Here is a 16,056-nt window from a genome sequence, read left to right as displayed (position 1 = left end):
GGCGCCTCCGCCGCGACCGAACGGGTCGATCGCGGCGGAGGCGGTGCGGGCGGCGCAGGGCGCGCCCACGGGGATTACTTGAGGTCGGCCTCGGTGTAGTAACCGCTGTCGATCAGGACTTCCTTGTAGTTGTCCTTCGTCACGATGGTCGACTGCAGGAGGTACGAGGGGACGACCTTCTTGCCGTTGTCGTAGGTCTTCTCGTCGTTGACCTCGGGGGTCTCGCCCTTGCGGATGTCGTCGACCATGGTCACGGCCTGCTTGGCGAGCTCGCGCGTGTCCTTGAAGATCGTCGAGTACTGCTCGCCGGCGATGATCGACTTGATCGAGCCGGCCTCGGCGTCCTGACCCGTGATGACGGGGAGGTCGCTGGCCGAGTAGCCGCCCGAGGTGAGGGCCGAGATGATGCCGATCGACAGACCGTCGTAGGGCGAGAGCACACCGTTGAGCTTGGTGCCCCCGATGACGGTGAGGATGTTCTCCATGCGCTTCTGCGCCGTCTCGGGCAGCCAGCGGAGGATCGCGGCCTGGCCGAACTCGGTCTGACCCGAGGGCACCACGAGCACACCCTTGTCCATGTACGGCTTCAGGGTGTCCATCGCGCCGTTCCAGAAGAACGTGGCGTTGTTGTCGTCGGGGCTTCCGGCGAACAGCTCGACGTTGAACGGGCCGGTGGCGCCGGTCTCCTTGCCCGAGGCGTCGAGGACGCCGAGGCCCGTGAGAAGCGAGGTGGCCTGCTGGACGCCGACCTTGTAGTTGTCGAATGTCGTGTAGTAGTCGACGTTCTCGGTGCCGTTGATGAGGCGGTCGTACGCGATGACGGGGATGTTCGCGTCCTTGGCCTGCTGCAGCACGTCGGTGAGCGTGGTGCCGTCGATCGAGGCGATGATCAGGGCCTTGGCGCCCGTGGTGATCATGTTCTCGATCTGCGAGACCTGGGTGGGGATGTCGTCGTTGGCGTACTGCAGGTCGACCTGGTAGCCCAGCTCCTCGAGCTGCGACTTGACGTTGTTGCCGTCGGCGATCCACCGCTCCGACTGCTGGGTCGGCATCGCGACGCCGATGGTGCCACCCGCCTCCTGGTCGCCGCCAGCGCTGTTGCCCGTGCGGTCTCCGGCGCAACCGGCGAGGCCGATGCCGAGCGCGAGAACGCCCACTCCGGCGATCGTCTTGAGCATGCTGTGCTTGTTCACTCTGGTTCCCTCCATTGGGTTTGTGTCGCGGTGTCTCCACGTGGAGCCCACCGCGGTCTCTGCGGACGAGGTCACGCCGGACGCACGATTCGACAGGGCGAAACGAAAGACGGTCGAAACATCTTCGTCTCGACGGATCCGCTCCGCAGCGAGTCCCGTCGGTCGTGTGACCGGTCATGTGACCGTTCACATTGTGTGTGTGATGCTACCCCCGTGCGGGACCGACGTGTCAAGTCCGCGTGCGCACCCCGTCCAGCCGTTGCCGAAATGTGACGATCAGCGACTGGGCGGCGCGGTCGACGATCGCACGATCAGGCGCAGGTGGTCGGGCTCGACCGAGGCGCCCGCGTCGGCGGGTTCACCCAACGCGGCGAGGACCTCGCGCACCGCGCGCGCGCCGATGCCCGCGAAGTCCTGCCGCACCGTCGTCAGCGGCGGCCACAGGTGCGCCGACTCCGGCACATCGTCGAAGCCGACCACCGAGATGTCCTCGGGCACCGAGCGTCCTATGGCCCGGACGGCATGCATGAACCCGAGCGCCATATGGTCATTGCCCACGAACACCGCGGTCGCGTCCTCGGTGCGCAGCAGCTCGAGGCCCGCTTCGAAACCGAACTGCGCCGTCCAGTCGCCGAGGACGGGTGGACGCGGCGCGAGGTCGTTGGCATCCATCTCCGCCAGGTACCCCCGCATGCGGTGGTCGGCCTCGACCCAGTCGCGGGGACCGGCGATGTGCAGGATGCGCGTGTGCCCGATCTCGATGAGGTGGCGCACCGCGGCGCGCGCGCCGGCCGCCTGGTCGTTGTGCGAGGTCGAGGTGCCCGTCGAGGCGACGATCTGCACCGGCACGGGGAGCCGCAGCTCGTCGAGGATCGGAACGACGCGCGTCTGCGGCGCCACCGCGATCAGCCCCTCGACCGACTGCTGCATGAGGTGATCGATCGAGGCACGCACGTCCTCGGGGGCGCTCGTGGCCAGATTCGTCAGGGTCAGCCGGTATCCCGCGGCGCGGGCTGCGGACTCGATGGCCTGGACCATCGTCGCCGTGCCGTGCGTCGTCGTCCTCGGACCGAGGACGCCGATGAGACGCGAACGACTCGTCGCCAGGGCGCGTGCCGCCTGATTCGGGACGAACTTCAGCTCGGCGATCGCCGAGCGGACCCGCGCCGCCGTCTCGGGGCGGAGCTGGGGGCTGTTGTTGATGACCCGCGAAACCGTCTGATAGGACACCCCCGCGAGACGCGCCACGTCGCGGATGCTGGGGGCACGGCCCGTGGCATCCGGAAGGTCGGTCTCGCTCATGGTTCGCCTCTTTGCGTCAACGGCCCTCGCGTGACCGGTCACACGAGGATAACCCGGCGCTTCGTCCGTTGCGTGCCGCGCGCGATCGCACGGTCAGGATTCGAGGAGAGCCCGGTAGAAGCGGATGCCGCGGAGCCAGGAATCCACGCGGATGCGCTCGTCCGGCGCGTGCAGAGCGTCGCGCTCTGCACGGGTGAGGTGGAACGGTGCAAACCGGTACACGTTCGCGGTGAGACCGGTGTAGAAGCGGCTGTCGCTCGCCCCGAGCTGGAGGTAGGGCAGAGGCACCACGTCGTCCCCGAGCGTCGCGACAACCGCACTCGCCACGCGGCGCCACTCGTCGCCGTGCCAGGGTGACACCGGAGAGGCCTCGCCGCCCTGGCGGAGCTCGAGGTCGACGAGCGGATCCGCGACGGCGCGGCGGAGATGGATCGCGACGTCGGAGAGCGTGTCTCCGGGGAGGAGTCGGACGTTCACGCTCGCGCGCGCCGTCGTGGCCAGGACGTTCTCGCCGGCCGCGCCCTCGAGCCGGGTCACGACCGCGGTCGTGCGAACGAGGGCGTTCGTCTCGGGACCGAGGAGAGAGAACGCGGCGGTGACGACCGGCGCCGACAGGCTGGTGCGCCGGAAGAGCGTGCGGAGGGGTTCGCCCGCGTGGGCGGCGGCCGTCCCGAGCATCGCGCGCACCGGATCCGCGAGCCGCAGCGGGAACGGACGTCGACGCAGGCGGTCGATCGCGCGCGCGAGCCGGGCGGTCGCGGGCAGGCGCGGCGGAGTCGAGGCGTGGCCCCCGGCCTCGCGCGTGACCAGATCGAACGTCGCCACCCCGCGCTCGGCGACGCCGATCATCGCGGTCGGTGCCGCCACGCCCGGCAGCGCCCCTTCCACCACGGCCCCACCCTCGTCGAGCACGAGGGCCGGACGGATGCCACGCTCCGCGAGGAGCGCCGCGATCGCACGAGCCCCCGAGCCGTGCGTCTCTTCGTCGTGACCGAACGCGAGCCAGACGTCGGTCCGCGGCGTGACACCCTCCGCCAGCGCTTCTTCGACCGCCTCGAGGATGGCGACGAGAGCACCCTTGTCATCTATGGCTCCACGGGCATATATCGCTTGTTCGACACCCTCCCCCTCGACGACGGCGTCGAAGGGCGCATGCCGCCACGCTTGCCCGTCCACCGGCACGACATCCTGGTGTGCGAGGAGCACGACGGGCGCATCCGCCGACTCCCCCGCCCACCGGTACAGCAGCGAGTGACCGGCGACGACCTCGCGCTCCAGCCGCGCGTGCGTCAGCGGGTAGAGCCGTGCGAGCGCCGCGTGGAACTCCTCGAACCGGCCTGTATCGACCTCGGCGGGGTCCACCCGGGAGACGGTGGGGATGCGCAGGAGCTCGCGGAATCGCTCGACGGGCGTCATGCAGCGAGCCTAAGCCCGCGGCATCCGAGACTCCCCGCGCAGACGGGGCGGTCGATGTCGGACGCCGCCGATACGGTGGGACCATGACCGGACTGCACTGGGGCATCCTCGCGACAGGTGGCATCGCCCACGCCTTCACCTCCGACCTCCGCACGGCGGGCCTCGACGTCGCCGCCGTCGGCTCCCGCCGCATCGAGAGCGCGCGCGAGTTCGCCGAGCAGTATGACATCCCGCACGCGCACGGCTCGTACGAAGAGCTCGTGAGCGACCCGACGGTCGACATCGTGTACATCGCCACCCCCCACCCGGGTCACGTCGACAACGCGCTGCTCGCCCTCGACCACGGCAAGCACGTCCTGGTCGAGAAGCCCTTCACGCTCAACGAGACCGAAGCCGCGATCATCCGCGACCGCGCCGCCGAGAAGGGCCTCCTCGCCATGGAGGCGATGTGGACCCGGTATCTCCCGCACATGGTGCGCATCCGCGAGATCATCGCCGAGGGGACCCTCGGTGAGATCCGTGTGGTCTCAGCCGATCACACGCAGAAGATCTCGACCGACCCCGCTCACCGCCTCAACGCCCTCGAGCTCGGGGGCGGTGCCCTGCTCGACCTCGGCATCTATCCGATCTCGTTCGCCGTCGACGTGCTCGGCCTGCCGGAGAGCGTCTCGGCTGTCGCCCGACTGTCGGATGCCGCCAGCGACGCCGAGGTCGCCACGCTCTTCGTGCACCCCGGCGGCGCCCTGTCGACCACCGTGTCGTCGTCGCGCGGGGCGGGAGCGAACACCGCGCAGATCGTGGGCACCGACGCCCGGATCGAGATCGACCGGGTCTGGTACACCCCCACGTCGTTCCGCGTGGTGTCGCCCGACGGCGACGTGCTCGAGGAGTTCACGACCGAGATCGAGGGTCGCGGCATGCAGTTCCAGGCCGAGGCCGCCGAGCGCTTCGTCGCGGCCGGCGTGACCTCGAGCGACGTGCTGCCGATCGACGAGACCGTCGCGATCATGGGCGTCCTCGACGAGGTCCGCCGCCAGATCGGCGTGGTCTACCCCGGGGAGCGCTGAGTCCGGGGCGATCGGCGGGGCGGCACCGGCCGCGTCCATTTCCCGGACGGCGGGCCGTCGGGGCGTACCGTCTCGCGGAGTTCGTGGCCGACACGCCGCCACGAGACGGGCCGAACCGGCGCGCCGCGGCCGAACTCCGCACGACGGCACACACCCCACCCCGTCCGCATCACCGCCCCACGGCATCCACTCCCCCGGCGTGCGGCGTACGGGGCGCGCCGTCGCGCGGAGTCCGTGGCCGGTTCGGACGGGCGGCGGGCATTCGGGGCGTACCGTCGCGCGGAGGTCGTGGCCGACACGCCGCCACGAGACAAGCTGAATCGGCGCGCCGCGGACGAACTCCGCACGACGGCACACACCCCACCCCTACCGCAGCACCGGCCCACGGCATCCATTCCCCCGGCGTGCGGCGTACGGGGCGCGCCGTCCCGCGGAGTCCGTGGCCGGTTCGTACGGGCGGTGGGCATCAGGGGCGTGCCGTCGCGCGGAGTTCGTGGCCGACACGCCGCCCCGAAACGGCCCGAACCGGCGCGCCGCAGCCGAACTCCGCACGACGGCACACCACGCAGCACCGAGCAGCACGCCGACCACCGCGCCGAGCGGCGCGACCGACCGCGGACTGGCCCTGGCAGCCCCGACGGGTGAAACTGGATGCCATGCCCGAAACGCAGAGCGCCCGCGTCGCCGTCTATCTCGACTTCGACAACATCGTCATGTCCTGGTACGACCGGGTGCACGGCCGCAACGCCTACTCGCGCGACCGGCAAAAGATCGCCGAGAACCCGATGGATCCCGAGATCGCCGACCGGCTCACCAAGGCGACCATCGATGTCGGGGCGGTCATCGACTACGCGGCGTCGTTCGGCACACTCGTGCTCACGCGCGCCTACGCCGACTGGTCGGCCCCCGTGAACGCTGAGTACCGCTCACAGCTGGTCGCTCGCGCCGTCGATCTCGTGCAGCTCTTCCCCGCGGCGGCGTACGCGAAGAACGGCGCCGATATCCGCCTCGCGGTGGATGCCGTCGAAGACATGTTCCGTCTCCCCGACCTCACTCACGTCGTGATCGTCGCCGGCGACAGCGACTACGTCCCCCTCGCGCAGCGCTGCAAGCGACTCGGACGCTACGTCGTGGGCGTCGGCGTGGCCGGTTCGACGGCCAAGTCGCTCGCAGCGGCGTGCGACCGGTTCGATTCGTACGATTCGCTTCCCGGCATCCCGAATCTGGCGGAGACGAAGAAGGATGCCGCGCCCTCGCGGCCCCGCGCACGCAAGCGTTCGAAGGACCCGGCAGTCGACCTGCTCGACCGCGCGATGCAGCTCGAGGGCGAGCGCGCCGACGGCGAATGGCTGCACGCCTCCGCCGTGAAGGACCTCATGAAGCGCCTCGACCCCTCGTTCAGCGAGAAAGCGCTCGGGTTCCGGAGCTTCTCGGACTTCCTGAAGGCGCAGACGGATCACGTCGAGGTCGACGAGGAGTCCAACGTCGTGCAGGTCAAGGCGGTGTCGCGGGGCTGACCCGGCGCCATCCCGCCATCGATCCGCCGGCGACTCGAGCGCGCGCGGTCCATGCCGCGACGCGTCGGCAGCGGTGAGCCGAGACTCGCGGCGAGTCAGCGACGCGCGGCGCCCGGGGCGACGTGAGCGAGAACGCGGTCCCATACCGACGTGAGCGTGATCTCTCCGTTGACCGAGCCGATCTCGTCGTCGGGGACAACCTGCATCTCGGCCGCCCTCATGCGCCCGACGTACCACTCGGCGTCGGCGACCGCGGCGGGTCCCCCTCCGCCGACCATCACCAGCGCCTCCGCGTCGAGATGGTCGAGGAGAGGGGTCCGCAGGTCGCGACTCAACGGGTCGGACGGACTCGCCACGCCGACGATCGCGAGGCGGTCGACGACCGGCCCCATCGCCGCGGCAAGGTAGATCGCGATCGGTCCGGCCGCCCGCTCGCCCACGAGTCCCACGGTCGCGCCGGGGGCCTCACGCTCGAGGAGGTCGCGCAGCGCTTCGACGGTCAGGCCCGCGGGCGTCTGTCCGCCGAACACCGGCGGATCCTCGAGTTCGGGGGCGTCGAGCCCCACCGCCACGACCCGTACGTCGTACCCCGAAGTCACACGCGCATCGGGATCCGTGGTTGAGACGTCGCCCGTACGGAGGACGAACACCGCCCGCGGGGCGCCCGGTGTGCCGAAGCTGCGGTAGCCCAGTTCGCCGTCGAGCCAGGGAGCCAGACTCATCGTGTCGTCCTCTCGTCGGGGGAGGTCGCCGCTCCGGCGGCACCACCCGGAAGCATCGCCCGGAGGGTGCTGATCGTGTCGGCCTCGACCGCCGGCTTGTCGGGGCGGTACCCCTTGACCCGGGCGAAGCGCAGAGCAATCCCGCCGGGGTACCGCACCGAGCGTTGCACCCCGTCGATCGCGATCTCGACCACGGTGTCGGGGACGACACGGATGCCACCGGCCACCTCACCCATCGCCCGGTCCGCGAAGTGCGCGGTCTGCCACCGCAGGAGTTCGTCGGTCAGCCCCTTGAAGGTCTTGCCCACCATCACGAAACCGCCCGCCTCGCCGAATGCCCCCTCGGGATCACGTGCCCCGAGATGCAGGTTCGACAGCCACTCGGCACGGCGCCCGGACCCTCGCTCGACGCCCAGCACCACGAGGTCGAAGGTGTGCACGGGTTTGACCTTCAGCCAGCTCTTGCCGCGGCGCCCCGCCGCATAGGGCGCGTCGAGCCCCTTCACCATGACGCCCTCGTGTCCCGCGTCGAGCGCCGCGCGGGCGAAGGCATCGGCGGCCTCGACGTCGTCGGTCAGCAGCGCGGGGATGCGGTACTCCCCCGCGACACGCTGCAGCTCGTCGAGGCGCGCCTCGAGCGGTTCGTCGATGAGGTCACGACCGTCGACGTGCAGGACGTCGAAGAACCACGGCCGCAGAGCGATCTCGCGGGCCGTTTCGGCACCGAAGCGCGCCATCGTGTCTTGAAACGGACGCGGAGCACCGTCGTCGTCGAGGGACAGGGTCTCACCGTCGAGGATCACGTCGTCGACGGCAAGAGAACGCGCCACCTCGACGATCTCGGGCACGCGGTGCGTGACGTCGGCGAGCGTCCGGGTGAACACGCGCACCTCGTCGCCGCGCCGATGGACCTGCACCCGTGCCCCGTCGAGCTTGTACTCCACCGACGCTCGGCCCGCGGCATCCAGAGCCTCCGCCACGGTCGCGGCCGTGGACGCCAGCATGGGCTGGACGCCGCGGCCGACCACGAGCCCGACGGCGGTGAGGTCGTCGGCGGAGCCGGTCAGGGCGATGACAGCGGTCTCACCCAGGTCGCCCGACAGCATGGCGGCCCGACGCACCGCGGCGCCGTCGCGTTCGGAGGCTCGGGAGATGGCATCCTGCAGGACGCCCTCGAGGGCGCCGGTCCGCAGCTCGCCCGTCATGATGCGGACCAGGAGCTGCCACTCACTCGCGGTCGCGCGGGACGCGAGATCGTCGAGGAGGGCCGTCCGCACGGCCGCGGATCCCGCTCCGCCGATGTCGACGAGACGCGAGAACGCCTCGTCGACCTCGCGGATCGTGAGGTTCGGATCCGCCGCGTGCGCCCCTCCGCGCGCGGACAGCGTGCGCCAGCCGACGCCGAGCCGGCCCTGCCGAGGAGACGCCGTGAGCAGACCCACCGCCGGAGCGATCTCATCCGGCCCGAGGTCGCTGAGCAGGGCGGCCAAGGCGTCGACTTTGGCCAGGCGCGAGCGCGTGCTCGTCACCGCCACGAGGGTCGTCTCGATGTCGCCGAAAAGCATGTCGGCATCCTGGCATCCCCCTCCGACATCGCTTCGACACTTGCGCGCGCGGAGCGGCCGTGCGAGGAGCACGTCGGATGTCGTGTGTTCCACACGCGCCCCCTCCTCGCAACCCCCGCGGCGATGTCGGAGGTTCAGGGTGTGCTGGGAGCCTCCCCCAGGAATGAGGCACCGTGAACGCACCCGCCACCCTCGAACAGTCCGCCCGCACCGCCCGCGAGGTGTTCGGCTGGGACGATCTGCTGCCCGGTCAGGCCGAGGCGATCGACGCGGTCGTGGGAGGGCGCGACACGCTCGTGGTCTTCCCCACGGGGGCCGGCAAGTCGGCGGTGTACCAGATCGCCGGGTGCGAGCTGGGCGGGACGACCCTGGTGATCTCGCCGCTGCTGGCGCTGCAGCGCGACCAGATCGACTCGATCGACGCCGCCCCCGACGCCCCGGCCGCCGTGGCCCTGAACTCCCGCACGAGCGCCTCGGCGCGCAAGGCAGCCTGGGCGGCGATCGAGGGCGACGACGCCGTCTACGCGTTCCTCGCGCCGGAGCAGCTCGCCAACGCCGAGGTGTTCGAGAGACTCGCGCGCTCCGACGTGCGGCTGGTGGTGGTCGACGAAGCGCACTGCGTGTCGGCCTGGGGCCACGACTTCCGCCCCGACTACGCCCGCATCGGGGATGCCGTCGAGGCCCTCGGGCACCCGCCGGTCCTGGCGCTGACGGCGACGGCATCCGCGCCCGTCCGCGATGACATCGTCGCGAGCCTCGGCATGCGCGATCCGCACCTCGAGGTGCGCGGCATGGACCGCCCCGAGATCCACATGGCTGTCCGCCGCCATGAGCACGACGCCGACAAGCGTCGCGCCGTGCTCGCGGACGTTCAGGATGCCGAGGGCCCGGCGCTCCTCTACGTTGCCACGCGCAAGGGCACCGAGCTGTACGCGGACGAGCTGGGTGAGCTCGGGCTCCGGGCGGCCGCCTACCACGGCGCGATGGCGCAGAAGCGACGTGATGAGGTGCATTCCGCGTGGAGCGCCGGCGAGCTCGACGTCGTCGTCGCCACCTCGGCGTTCGGGATGGGCGTGGACAAGAGCGACGTGCGCCTCGTCGTGCACGCCGACGTGACCGAGTCGCTGGATGCGTACGCGCAGGAGATCGGCCGCGCCGCGCGCGACGGTCAGCCCGCGCGGGCGATCCTCCACTATCGAGCCGAAGACTTCTCGCTGCGGTCGTTCTTCGCGGGTGGGCACACCAAGCGCGCCGACATCGCGGGGGTCTGGGATGTGCTGCGCCGTTCGCGCAAGCCGCTCCGAGCGAAAGACGTCGCTGAGCGCAGCGGTCGCCCCGCTCGGGTCATCGGTCGCGTGCTCAATCAGCTCGTCGCGAGTGGTCTGGCCGTGTCGGGGGCCGAGGGCGTGTCCGTGCAGAAGAAGGTCTCGGCCGGCGACGCCGTCGCCGCCGTGCGTGAGCGCGATGAGGCCGAGGAGCGCATCCGCGCCTCGCGCATCGAGATCATGCGCGGCTACGCCGAGACCACGCACTGCCGCCGCCGTGCTCTGCTGGAGTACTTCGGTGTCGAGAGTCCTGCATCGTGCGGTTCCTGCGACCGGTGCGATGACGGCGTCGTCGCGCCGGTCGAGGCCACGGACGCGAACGACGATGGCGGGATCCGCATCGACTCGACCGTCCAACACGCGGAGTTCGGGACCGGCACGGTCATGGGCATCGAGGACGACCGACTGACGGTCTTCTTCCCCGAGCACGGCTACAAGGTCCTCGCCCGCGCCGCGTTCGAGAACGGCATCCTGGAGCTCGGGGAGGCGGCGTAGAGCATCCCGCGTCGTCTGCGGTCGCCGTCGCGGTCTGACGGCGACGGGGCGAAGCGCGGCGACGCGTCAGGGACGACGCGTCGCCCACCAGGCCCACGCCACGAGCGGGACCTGCAGGAAGAGCCGGACGAAACGCGCGCGATCGGTGTTCAGGCCGGGTGCCGATCGCCCCGTGCGCCACTGGTGCACGTTGCCGGGAAACACCGCGACGAAGAACGCGGCGATCGCCGCGCCGATCCGTCCGCGTTCTCGCGGGAGCGCGATGAGCGCGGTGCCGAGGAGCACTTCGGCCGCTCCGGATGCCACGACGATGGCGTCCTTGTCGGTGTGGAGCATCCTCGTCGCCCAGCCGGGCACGACGATGCGGTAGCCGCGACGGCCCCACGTCAGGTGGCTGACGCCGGCGCCGACAAGGAGCAGGGCCAGGCCGCCGCGCGCGACGGAGCGGATGGTGAGACCTCGGGGGCGTGGCATCCGGTCAGTCTTCCACTCACGACGCGGTCGAGGGCCGGTCGCGAGCGCCCAGGTTCGCGGCCGCGCGCCACAGCCACTCCACCGGTCCCGTCGAGAAGCGACGCAACCAGAGGTGCGCCGCGCTCGCGACGAGGACGGTGATCGCGACGAAGGCGATCACCGTCACGGGCACGCGCCAGGGCTCGAGACTCTCGGCGAGCCCGAACCCCCATCCGTAGAAGAGCGCGCCGCCGAGAAGGTTCTGCAGAAGATATGCGCTGAGCGCGACCCGGCCGATCTCGGTCGCGCGGCGGGCCCACCACCCGCTCACTCCACGGAACCGACAGAGCTCGACGATGAGTCCGAGAAGACCGAGGCCGACGACCGGTGCCGCAACGTACCGTTCGAGGAGGAGTCCCGCGGGCGTCGCCGTGAGGGCGAGCACGAGGTCGAGTGGAGCAGCGCACGCCCCCGCGACCATGAGTCGGCGACGCAGCCCTGCGCCGTCGGCCGTGAAGACACCGGCCCGCAAGAGGGCCGCACCGGCGAGGAACATCGCGAGCGACAGGAAGCCGATGAGGACCGGTTCGGCGCGGAACACGTCGACGTTGTCCACGCGGAAAAGAGCGAGACCCCAGAACGATTCGGTGGCGTACGGACTTGGACCGTCCGGCAGCGCTCCATCGACGTTCGCCCCGGGAATCGCCGTGAGCGCCAGCACGATGAGCGAGATCATGGCGACGTGGAGACCGCCGAACACGAGGATCATCGCCCGCTGCGCCCGGGGCCGGGTCAGGAGCAGGAACGACACGATCGCAGCCGTGACGGCGTACCCCATCAGGACGTCGAACTCGGCGATGAGGACATAGTTGACGACACCGTCGACGAACAGAAGCGCGGCGCGCCACAGGTAGCGTCCCGGCCACCGCCGTCGGTGGCTATGGGCCGAGCGATGCTGCAGGGCCAGGCCGATCCCGAAGGTGAGCGAAAGCAGCGCGAGGAACTTCCCCTGAGCCAAGGCCATGAGCACCAACTGTGCGTCGGCTGCCTGCTCCCCCGGAACCGTGGGCGAGCTCAGCATGCCGAGCAGACCCCACGGGTGCGAGAACACCCAGATGTTGGTCGCGAGCGTGCCGACGATGGCAACTCCGCGCACGACGTCGAGGGCCTCGAGACGACGAGGACTGGGCAATACGTTCGTATTGGTCACGCCTTCACCGTAGCCTACGAGGGTGAACCCACGCGTTCCCCCCGCGCCCAGCAGCCGGGAGATCATCACCGAGGCGGTCCTCGACGTGCTGTCGACGCGGGGCGCTGACGACCTCAGCGTCCGCAAGGTCGCCGCCGCCGCGGGTGTCTCCGTCGGCGCGGTCCAACATCACTTCCCCACACGGGCGGCGCTGATCATCGGGGCCATGGATGCCGTGACCGCGCACTTCCACGATCGCGTCGGGGCCGCGTTGGCCGGAGTCGACTCGGCGGGCGAGCGCCTGAGCGTGTTCTGCGAGGAACTGGCCGCCCTCGGTGAAGCGGGCCGGCGGGACGCGATCGTGTGGACCGCCTTCGCCTCGCGCGCGGGCACCGATCCCGAGGTCCGCGCGATGCACGAGCGGGAGTGGCGGCGCACCGAAGAGGCCGTGCAAATGCTGCTGTCCGAGGCTTATCCCGCCGCCGACATCACCGCCAACGACGCGGGCCTGCTTCTCGCGGTCCTCGACGGCATCGCGGTGGCGCGTGGGGCCGAAGGGGACGGACGGATGCCGCCCGAGCGCGGGCAGAGGCTGGTCGCTGCGGCGTTGGCCCCGTTCGCCGCCAGGTCCGTTGCCTAAACTCGCCGCATGCCCGTCTCGGACTATGTCGCCTCGATCCGCTCGCGCATCGGAACCGACCTACTGCTCCTGCCGGGAGTGACCGCGGTGATCCGCGAACGGGATCGGTTCCTCCTGGCCCGTCACCGACACTCAGGGCTGTGGAGCCTGATGGGCGGAGCGGTGGAACCCGGCGAAGAGCCGGCCGAGGCCCTGCACCGCGAGGTCGGCGAAGAAACCGGAGCCGCCGTGCGCATCCGCGGGATCGTCGGCGTGTATGGCGGGGACCCCATGATGGTGACCTACCCGAACGGCGATCAGGTGGGATACGTGACCACCGCCTACGACTGCGAGCTGCTGAGCGCGGCCGTCGCCGACCAAGATGAGCTGCTCGAAGTGGGATGGTTCGCGCGCGACGAGATCGCCGCGCTTCCCCGCAGGGACTGGATCGATCGAGTCATCGCGGACGCGCCGGTGGGGATGGAGACGGCCGGCACCTCAGCCTGACCCGCGCCGGATCAACCCTGACCGGGCAGACCGAAGCTCGTGCCGGGATCGGGCGTCGGACACACGGAGGTCGAGCCGAGCGCGACGACGTCGGCTTGCACGGCGACGCTGGAACCTCTGCGATCCACCCGGAAGAGGACGCCCTGCTGGGAGAGGTCTTCCGGGGTGAAGGCGACAGTCGCGGAGGTCGGCGGCGGGGCATCGCCGAACGAGCCGCCCCCGGTCGTGGCCTTCAATCCGGCGGGCGGGTTCTCGCGAATCCAGTCGATCGTCCCGTCCACATCGGCGTTCGGGACGAGCCACTCCCCGTGCCGCCCCGCAATGGGGGCGCAGATCCATCCGGCGAACGACGTGTACAACCGGGTGTTGTCGTCCGTGCGCACCGCCCCCGCGGGCATCGCGATCGCGCCGAGCCACGCATCGGCTTGGGCGATCGAGGCGGCGTCCGGAGTCGACGCGGGAGTCGGGGTCGGCTCCGAACCGAGGTTCGACTCCGTGGCGGGCGGCGGGCCGACCGAGGCCGCCGCGGCGCTCCCTGTAGGAGCGTCCCCCGCTGCCGGCGCACCGGTGCAGGCGGAAAGCAGCGCCGCAGTGGCCGCGATCGTCACGAGGGTCACCGGAAGTCGCCGCATGGGCCCATGCTACGGCGCGCGGCGCGGCGAACGTGCGCGCGGAGTCCCGCAGCGGCCGCGCGCGGCTCGGTAGCGAGAGCGACCCGGCAGCGAGCGCGACCCGGCAGCGAGCGCGACCCGGCAGCGAGCGCGCGGCCCGGCGTGTTCCGGAGTGCGCTCGGTGCGGGGCCCGCAGCGACCGCCCTCGCGCGCCGACAGGCGCGAATAGGCCAGCGGGAGAGCCGTGCAAACGACTGTCGCGTCGGCCCCGCGAACACGGGTCAGCCGTGGCCCCCCTTCCCGTCAGCTCGGCGAGGGCGCCGTCCGCCGCACGAAGTCGATGTACGCCTCCACCGTGTCTTCCGGCACGATCGCGCGGAGCACGACCTCGTCGGTCGCCGCGGTGTACGCCTCGAGCGCGTCGCTCAGCTCGGTGACGTCGCGGATCGTCGTGTCGGCGGCATCCACCCCCATCCGCGCGAAATTCGCGGCGTAGTTCGGGAACGACGCGTATCGCTCCGTCTCGGCCTCGAGGCGGGCCCGCGCGCCGGGAACGATCGCCGTCCGCACGTAGACCGCGATGTGCGCAGCAGGAGAGATCTCGTGCAGAGCGTCGGTCTGCGCGCGTGCCTCGACCGGCGGCACCCAGTTGAGAAGCACCCCCTCGGCCCGCTCGACGCCGGTGCGGCGCATTTTCGGGCCGAGCGCGCCGACGAGCACACGCGGCATGCCCGCGCCGTGCAGCACCTCGATCGCGTCGCCGACCCGTGCCAGAGCGCCCTCTTTCGCGATGCCCGAGCCGATCCCTAGAGTCAACCGGTCGAGCGGAAGATCGAGGGATGCCACCTCTGCGGCGATCGCATCACCAGGTCGACGGTCGACGGGCACGACCCCCGTGGCGAGGTGCAGACGGTCGGTGACCGTCGCCGCCGCGGCGAGCGCGGCAAGGGCGTCACCGTCGGGGGTGTCGTTGATCCAGAGCGCGTGGAATCCGGCTCTCTCGACCTCGGGGGCGATACGGGCGATCGACTCGGGGCCGAGCGCTCCCGCCAGTCCGAGCGAGACGACGCCCCGGCTCATGACACCCCTCCGGCGTTCGGAACGGCGATCGCAACCTGGCCGACCGCGGCGTAGAAGGCCGCGAGGTCGACGTCATCCGTCGGAAGCAGCACGACATCGTCGACGCCGGCGGCCTGGAATCGAGCGACGCCCTCGGCGACCTCGGATACGGAGCCGGCCAGCACCCGATCCGCGGCGTCAGGCCGGTCGCCCACCGCGGCTGCCGCCCGCTCCCGGGCGCCGGGACCGAAGGCCGTGAGCACGTAGGCGACGACATCGGTGCGGCCGTCGCGACCGGCATCCGCTCTCCCCGCCCGCACCACGCCGACGGCCTCGGCGATCTCGTCGACCGTGTGCCGACTGTCGAGGATGACGCCGTCGGCGACGGCACCGGCGAGAGCCAGTGTCTTCGGCCCTTCGGCCGCCGCGTAGACGAGCGGAGCCTCGGCGGGCGGCCAGTCGAGGGTGACCTCGCGCAGTCGGACGTACCTCCCCTCGGCGCTGACGGTGTCGCCCGCGAGCAACGAGCGGAGGGCGGGGAGCTGCTCCTGCATGAGCGTGAGCGGCGAGGCGGCCTTCGCCCCGATCTGACGCATCCAGTCCTGTACGCCGTGTCCGAAACCGGGGAGGAGCCGACCGGGGAACATCCGCTCGATCGTCGCGACCTCCATCGCCGAGGCGGCAACGTTGCGGAGGGGGAAAGGCGCGATCCCGACACCGATGCGCAGGTGATCGGTGACGGCGAGGGCGGCGGCTGCGGCGGCCCACGCGGAAGAGCGGAAGCAGTCTTCCCAGAGCCACAGCTCCTCGACACCGGCGTCCTCCGCCGCGCGCGCGGCGTCGCGCAGTTCCTCGGGAGGGTGGGGGTAGGGGCTGAAGATCGTGCCGATACGACTCATGTGTCTACTCTGCCCCGAACCTCCGACATCGGGCGAGGGTCGCGGCATCCGGTGGGTCGGTCTGCCGGCTGCCCACGGGCGGCCCCGTACCGTCCGGCGGAGATCACCGGCAACACG

At 71.0% G+C, this 16,056-nt stretch carries 15 protein-coding genes; 5 read left to right on the top strand and 10 right to left on the bottom strand.

Annotation, left to right across the window (positions count from 1 at the left end; genetic code table 11):
- Positions 1–74: 74 nt before the first annotated feature.
- The 3 genes from chvE to ACMW4R_RS10990 all read right to left on the bottom strand — a co-directional run bounded on the left by chvE (position 75) and on the right by ACMW4R_RS10990 (position 3,911).
- Positions 75–1,178, bottom strand: a complete 1,104-nt coding sequence (gene chvE / locus ACMW4R_RS11000; RefSeq protein WP_058596951.1) for a multiple monosaccharide ABC transporter substrate-binding protein — start codon at positions 1,176–1,178, stop codon at positions 75–77.
- A gap of 291 nt (positions 1,179–1,469) precedes the next feature.
- Positions 1,470–2,495: a LacI family DNA-binding transcriptional regulator gene (locus tag ACMW4R_RS10995; protein WP_418299935.1), complete on the bottom strand. Its 1,026-nt coding sequence runs from the start codon at positions 2,493–2,495 to the stop codon at positions 1,470–1,472.
- Positions 2,496–2,588: 93 nt separating this feature from the next.
- Positions 2,589–3,911: a M20/M25/M40 family metallo-hydrolase gene (locus ACMW4R_RS10990; RefSeq protein ID WP_418299934.1), complete on the bottom strand. Its 1,323-nt coding sequence runs from the start codon at positions 3,909–3,911 to the stop codon at positions 2,589–2,591.
- A gap of 83 nt (positions 3,912–3,994) precedes the next feature.
- On the opposite strand from ACMW4R_RS10990, the gene ACMW4R_RS10985 reads away from it, so the two are divergent.
- Both ACMW4R_RS10985 and ACMW4R_RS10980 read left to right on the top strand, forming a co-directional pair.
- Complete coding sequence (locus ACMW4R_RS10985; RefSeq protein ID WP_418299933.1) at positions 3,995–4,978, top strand: Gfo/Idh/MocA family protein; 984 nt, start codon at positions 3,995–3,997, stop codon at positions 4,976–4,978.
- A gap of 656 nt (positions 4,979–5,634) precedes the next feature.
- Positions 5,635–6,495: an NYN domain-containing protein gene (locus ACMW4R_RS10980; protein ID WP_058596910.1), complete on the top strand. Its 861-nt coding sequence runs from the start codon at positions 5,635–5,637 to the stop codon at positions 6,493–6,495.
- 95 nt (positions 6,496–6,590) lie between these two features.
- On the opposite strand, the gene ACMW4R_RS10975 is transcribed toward ACMW4R_RS10980, so the two are convergent.
- Together ACMW4R_RS10975 and ACMW4R_RS10970 are read right to left on the bottom strand one after the other, a co-directional pair.
- A complete protein-coding gene (locus ACMW4R_RS10975) occupies positions 6,591–7,217 on the bottom strand; it encodes a hypothetical protein (protein ID WP_058626416.1) in 627 nt (208 codons plus the stop codon).
- Positions 7,214–8,782: an ATP-dependent DNA ligase gene (locus ACMW4R_RS10970; protein ID WP_418299932.1), complete on the bottom strand. Its 1,569-nt coding sequence runs from the start codon at positions 8,780–8,782 to the stop codon at positions 7,214–7,216. The genes ACMW4R_RS10975 and ACMW4R_RS10970 overlap by 4 nt, the downstream gene beginning before the upstream one ends.
- A gap of 173 nt (positions 8,783–8,955) precedes the next feature.
- Between ACMW4R_RS10970 and ACMW4R_RS10965 the strand changes: the two genes are divergently transcribed.
- Positions 8,956–10,602, top strand: a complete 1,647-nt coding sequence (locus tag ACMW4R_RS10965) for a RecQ family ATP-dependent DNA helicase (protein WP_418299931.1) — start codon at positions 8,956–8,958, stop codon at positions 10,600–10,602.
- Positions 10,603–10,668: 66 nt separating this feature from the next.
- Here ACMW4R_RS10965 and ACMW4R_RS10960 read toward each other — a convergent pair whose 3' ends face one another.
- Both ACMW4R_RS10960 and ACMW4R_RS10955 read right to left on the bottom strand, forming a co-directional pair.
- Positions 10,669–11,076: a hypothetical protein gene (locus ACMW4R_RS10960; RefSeq protein WP_418299930.1), complete on the bottom strand. Its 408-nt coding sequence runs from the start codon at positions 11,074–11,076 to the stop codon at positions 10,669–10,671.
- Between the two features lie 16 nt (positions 11,077–11,092).
- Positions 11,093–12,265 (bottom strand): DUF418 domain-containing protein, encoded by a 1,173-nt coding sequence (locus ACMW4R_RS10955; protein WP_418299929.1) that lies wholly within the window; start codon positions 12,263–12,265, stop codon positions 11,093–11,095.
- A gap of 22 nt (positions 12,266–12,287) precedes the next feature.
- Here ACMW4R_RS10955 and ACMW4R_RS10950 point away from each other — a divergent pair, with 22 nt between their 5' ends.
- Positions 12,288–12,884, top strand: a complete 597-nt coding sequence (locus tag ACMW4R_RS10950) for a TetR/AcrR family transcriptional regulator (protein ID WP_058596905.1) — start codon at positions 12,288–12,290, stop codon at positions 12,882–12,884.
- 9 nt (positions 12,885–12,893) lie between these two features.
- On the top strand, positions 12,894–13,370 hold the full coding sequence (locus ACMW4R_RS10945) for an NUDIX domain-containing protein (protein WP_058615177.1): 477 nt from the start codon (positions 12,894–12,896) through the stop codon (positions 13,368–13,370).
- 11 nt (positions 13,371–13,381) lie between these two features.
- On the opposite strand, the gene ACMW4R_RS10940 is transcribed toward ACMW4R_RS10945, so the two are convergent.
- From ACMW4R_RS10940 to ACMW4R_RS10930, 3 genes are all read right to left on the bottom strand, one after another.
- On the bottom strand, positions 13,382–14,002 hold the full coding sequence (locus ACMW4R_RS10940) for a hypothetical protein (RefSeq protein ID WP_058630313.1): 621 nt from the start codon (positions 14,000–14,002) through the stop codon (positions 13,382–13,384).
- A gap of 282 nt (positions 14,003–14,284) precedes the next feature.
- Positions 14,285–15,061, bottom strand: coding sequence for an LLM class flavin-dependent oxidoreductase (locus tag ACMW4R_RS10935; RefSeq protein WP_418299928.1), 777 nt, complete (start codon positions 15,059–15,061; stop codon positions 14,285–14,287).
- Positions 15,058–15,939, bottom strand: coding sequence for an LLM class flavin-dependent oxidoreductase (locus tag ACMW4R_RS10930; RefSeq protein WP_418299927.1), 882 nt, complete (start codon positions 15,937–15,939; stop codon positions 15,058–15,060). Before ACMW4R_RS10930 ends, ACMW4R_RS10935 begins: the two co-directional genes overlap by 4 nt.
- Between the last annotated feature and the right edge of the window lie 117 nt (positions 15,940–16,056).

Source organism: Microbacterium sp. S1037 (assembly GCF_048381605.1).
Taxonomy (GTDB): Bacteria; Actinomycetota; Actinomycetes; order Actinomycetales; family Microbacteriaceae; genus Microbacterium; species Microbacterium testaceum_B.
This window is presented reverse-complemented; position numbering and strand designations above follow the sequence as displayed.

What these genes read in the sequence shown, in the direction of transcription:
- chvE (WP_058596951.1), bottom strand. Translation starts at nt 1,178, where the DNA reads ATGCTCAAGACGATCGCCGGAGTGGGCGTTCTCGCGCTCGGCATCGGC.
- ACMW4R_RS10995 (WP_418299935.1), bottom strand. Translation starts at nt 2,495, where the DNA reads ATGAGCGAGACCGACCTTCCGGATGCCACGGGCCGTGCCCCCAGCATC.
- ACMW4R_RS10990 (WP_418299934.1), bottom strand. Translation starts at nt 3,911, where the DNA reads ATGACGCCCGTCGAGCGATTCCGCGAGCTCCTGCGCATCCCCACCGTC.
- ACMW4R_RS10985 (WP_418299933.1), top strand. Translation starts at nt 3,995, where the DNA reads ATGACCGGACTGCACTGGGGCATCCTCGCGACAGGTGGCATCGCCCAC.
- ACMW4R_RS10980 (WP_058596910.1), top strand. Translation starts at nt 5,635, where the DNA reads ATGCCCGAAACGCAGAGCGCCCGCGTCGCCGTCTATCTCGACTTCGAC.
- ACMW4R_RS10975 (WP_058626416.1), bottom strand. Translation starts at nt 7,217, where the DNA reads ATGAGTCTGGCTCCCTGGCTCGACGGCGAACTGGGCTACCGCAGCTTC.
- ACMW4R_RS10970 (WP_418299932.1), bottom strand. Translation starts at nt 8,782, where the DNA reads ATGCTTTTCGGCGACATCGAGACGACCCTCGTGGCGGTGACGAGCACG.
- ACMW4R_RS10960 (WP_418299930.1), bottom strand. Translation starts at nt 11,076, where the DNA reads ATGCCACGCCCCCGAGGTCTCACCATCCGCTCCGTCGCGCGCGGCGGC.
- ACMW4R_RS10945 (WP_058615177.1), top strand. Translation starts at nt 12,894, where the DNA reads ATGCCCGTCTCGGACTATGTCGCCTCGATCCGCTCGCGCATCGGAACC.
- ACMW4R_RS10940 (WP_058630313.1), bottom strand. Translation starts at nt 14,002, where the DNA reads ATGCGGCGACTTCCGGTGACCCTCGTGACGATCGCGGCCACTGCGGCG.
- ACMW4R_RS10935 (WP_418299928.1), bottom strand. Translation starts at nt 15,061, where the DNA reads ATGAGCCGGGGCGTCGTCTCGCTCGGACTGGCGGGAGCGCTCGGCCCC.
- ACMW4R_RS10930 (WP_418299927.1), bottom strand. Translation starts at nt 15,939, where the DNA reads ATGAGTCGTATCGGCACGATCTTCAGCCCCTACCCCCACCCTCCCGAG.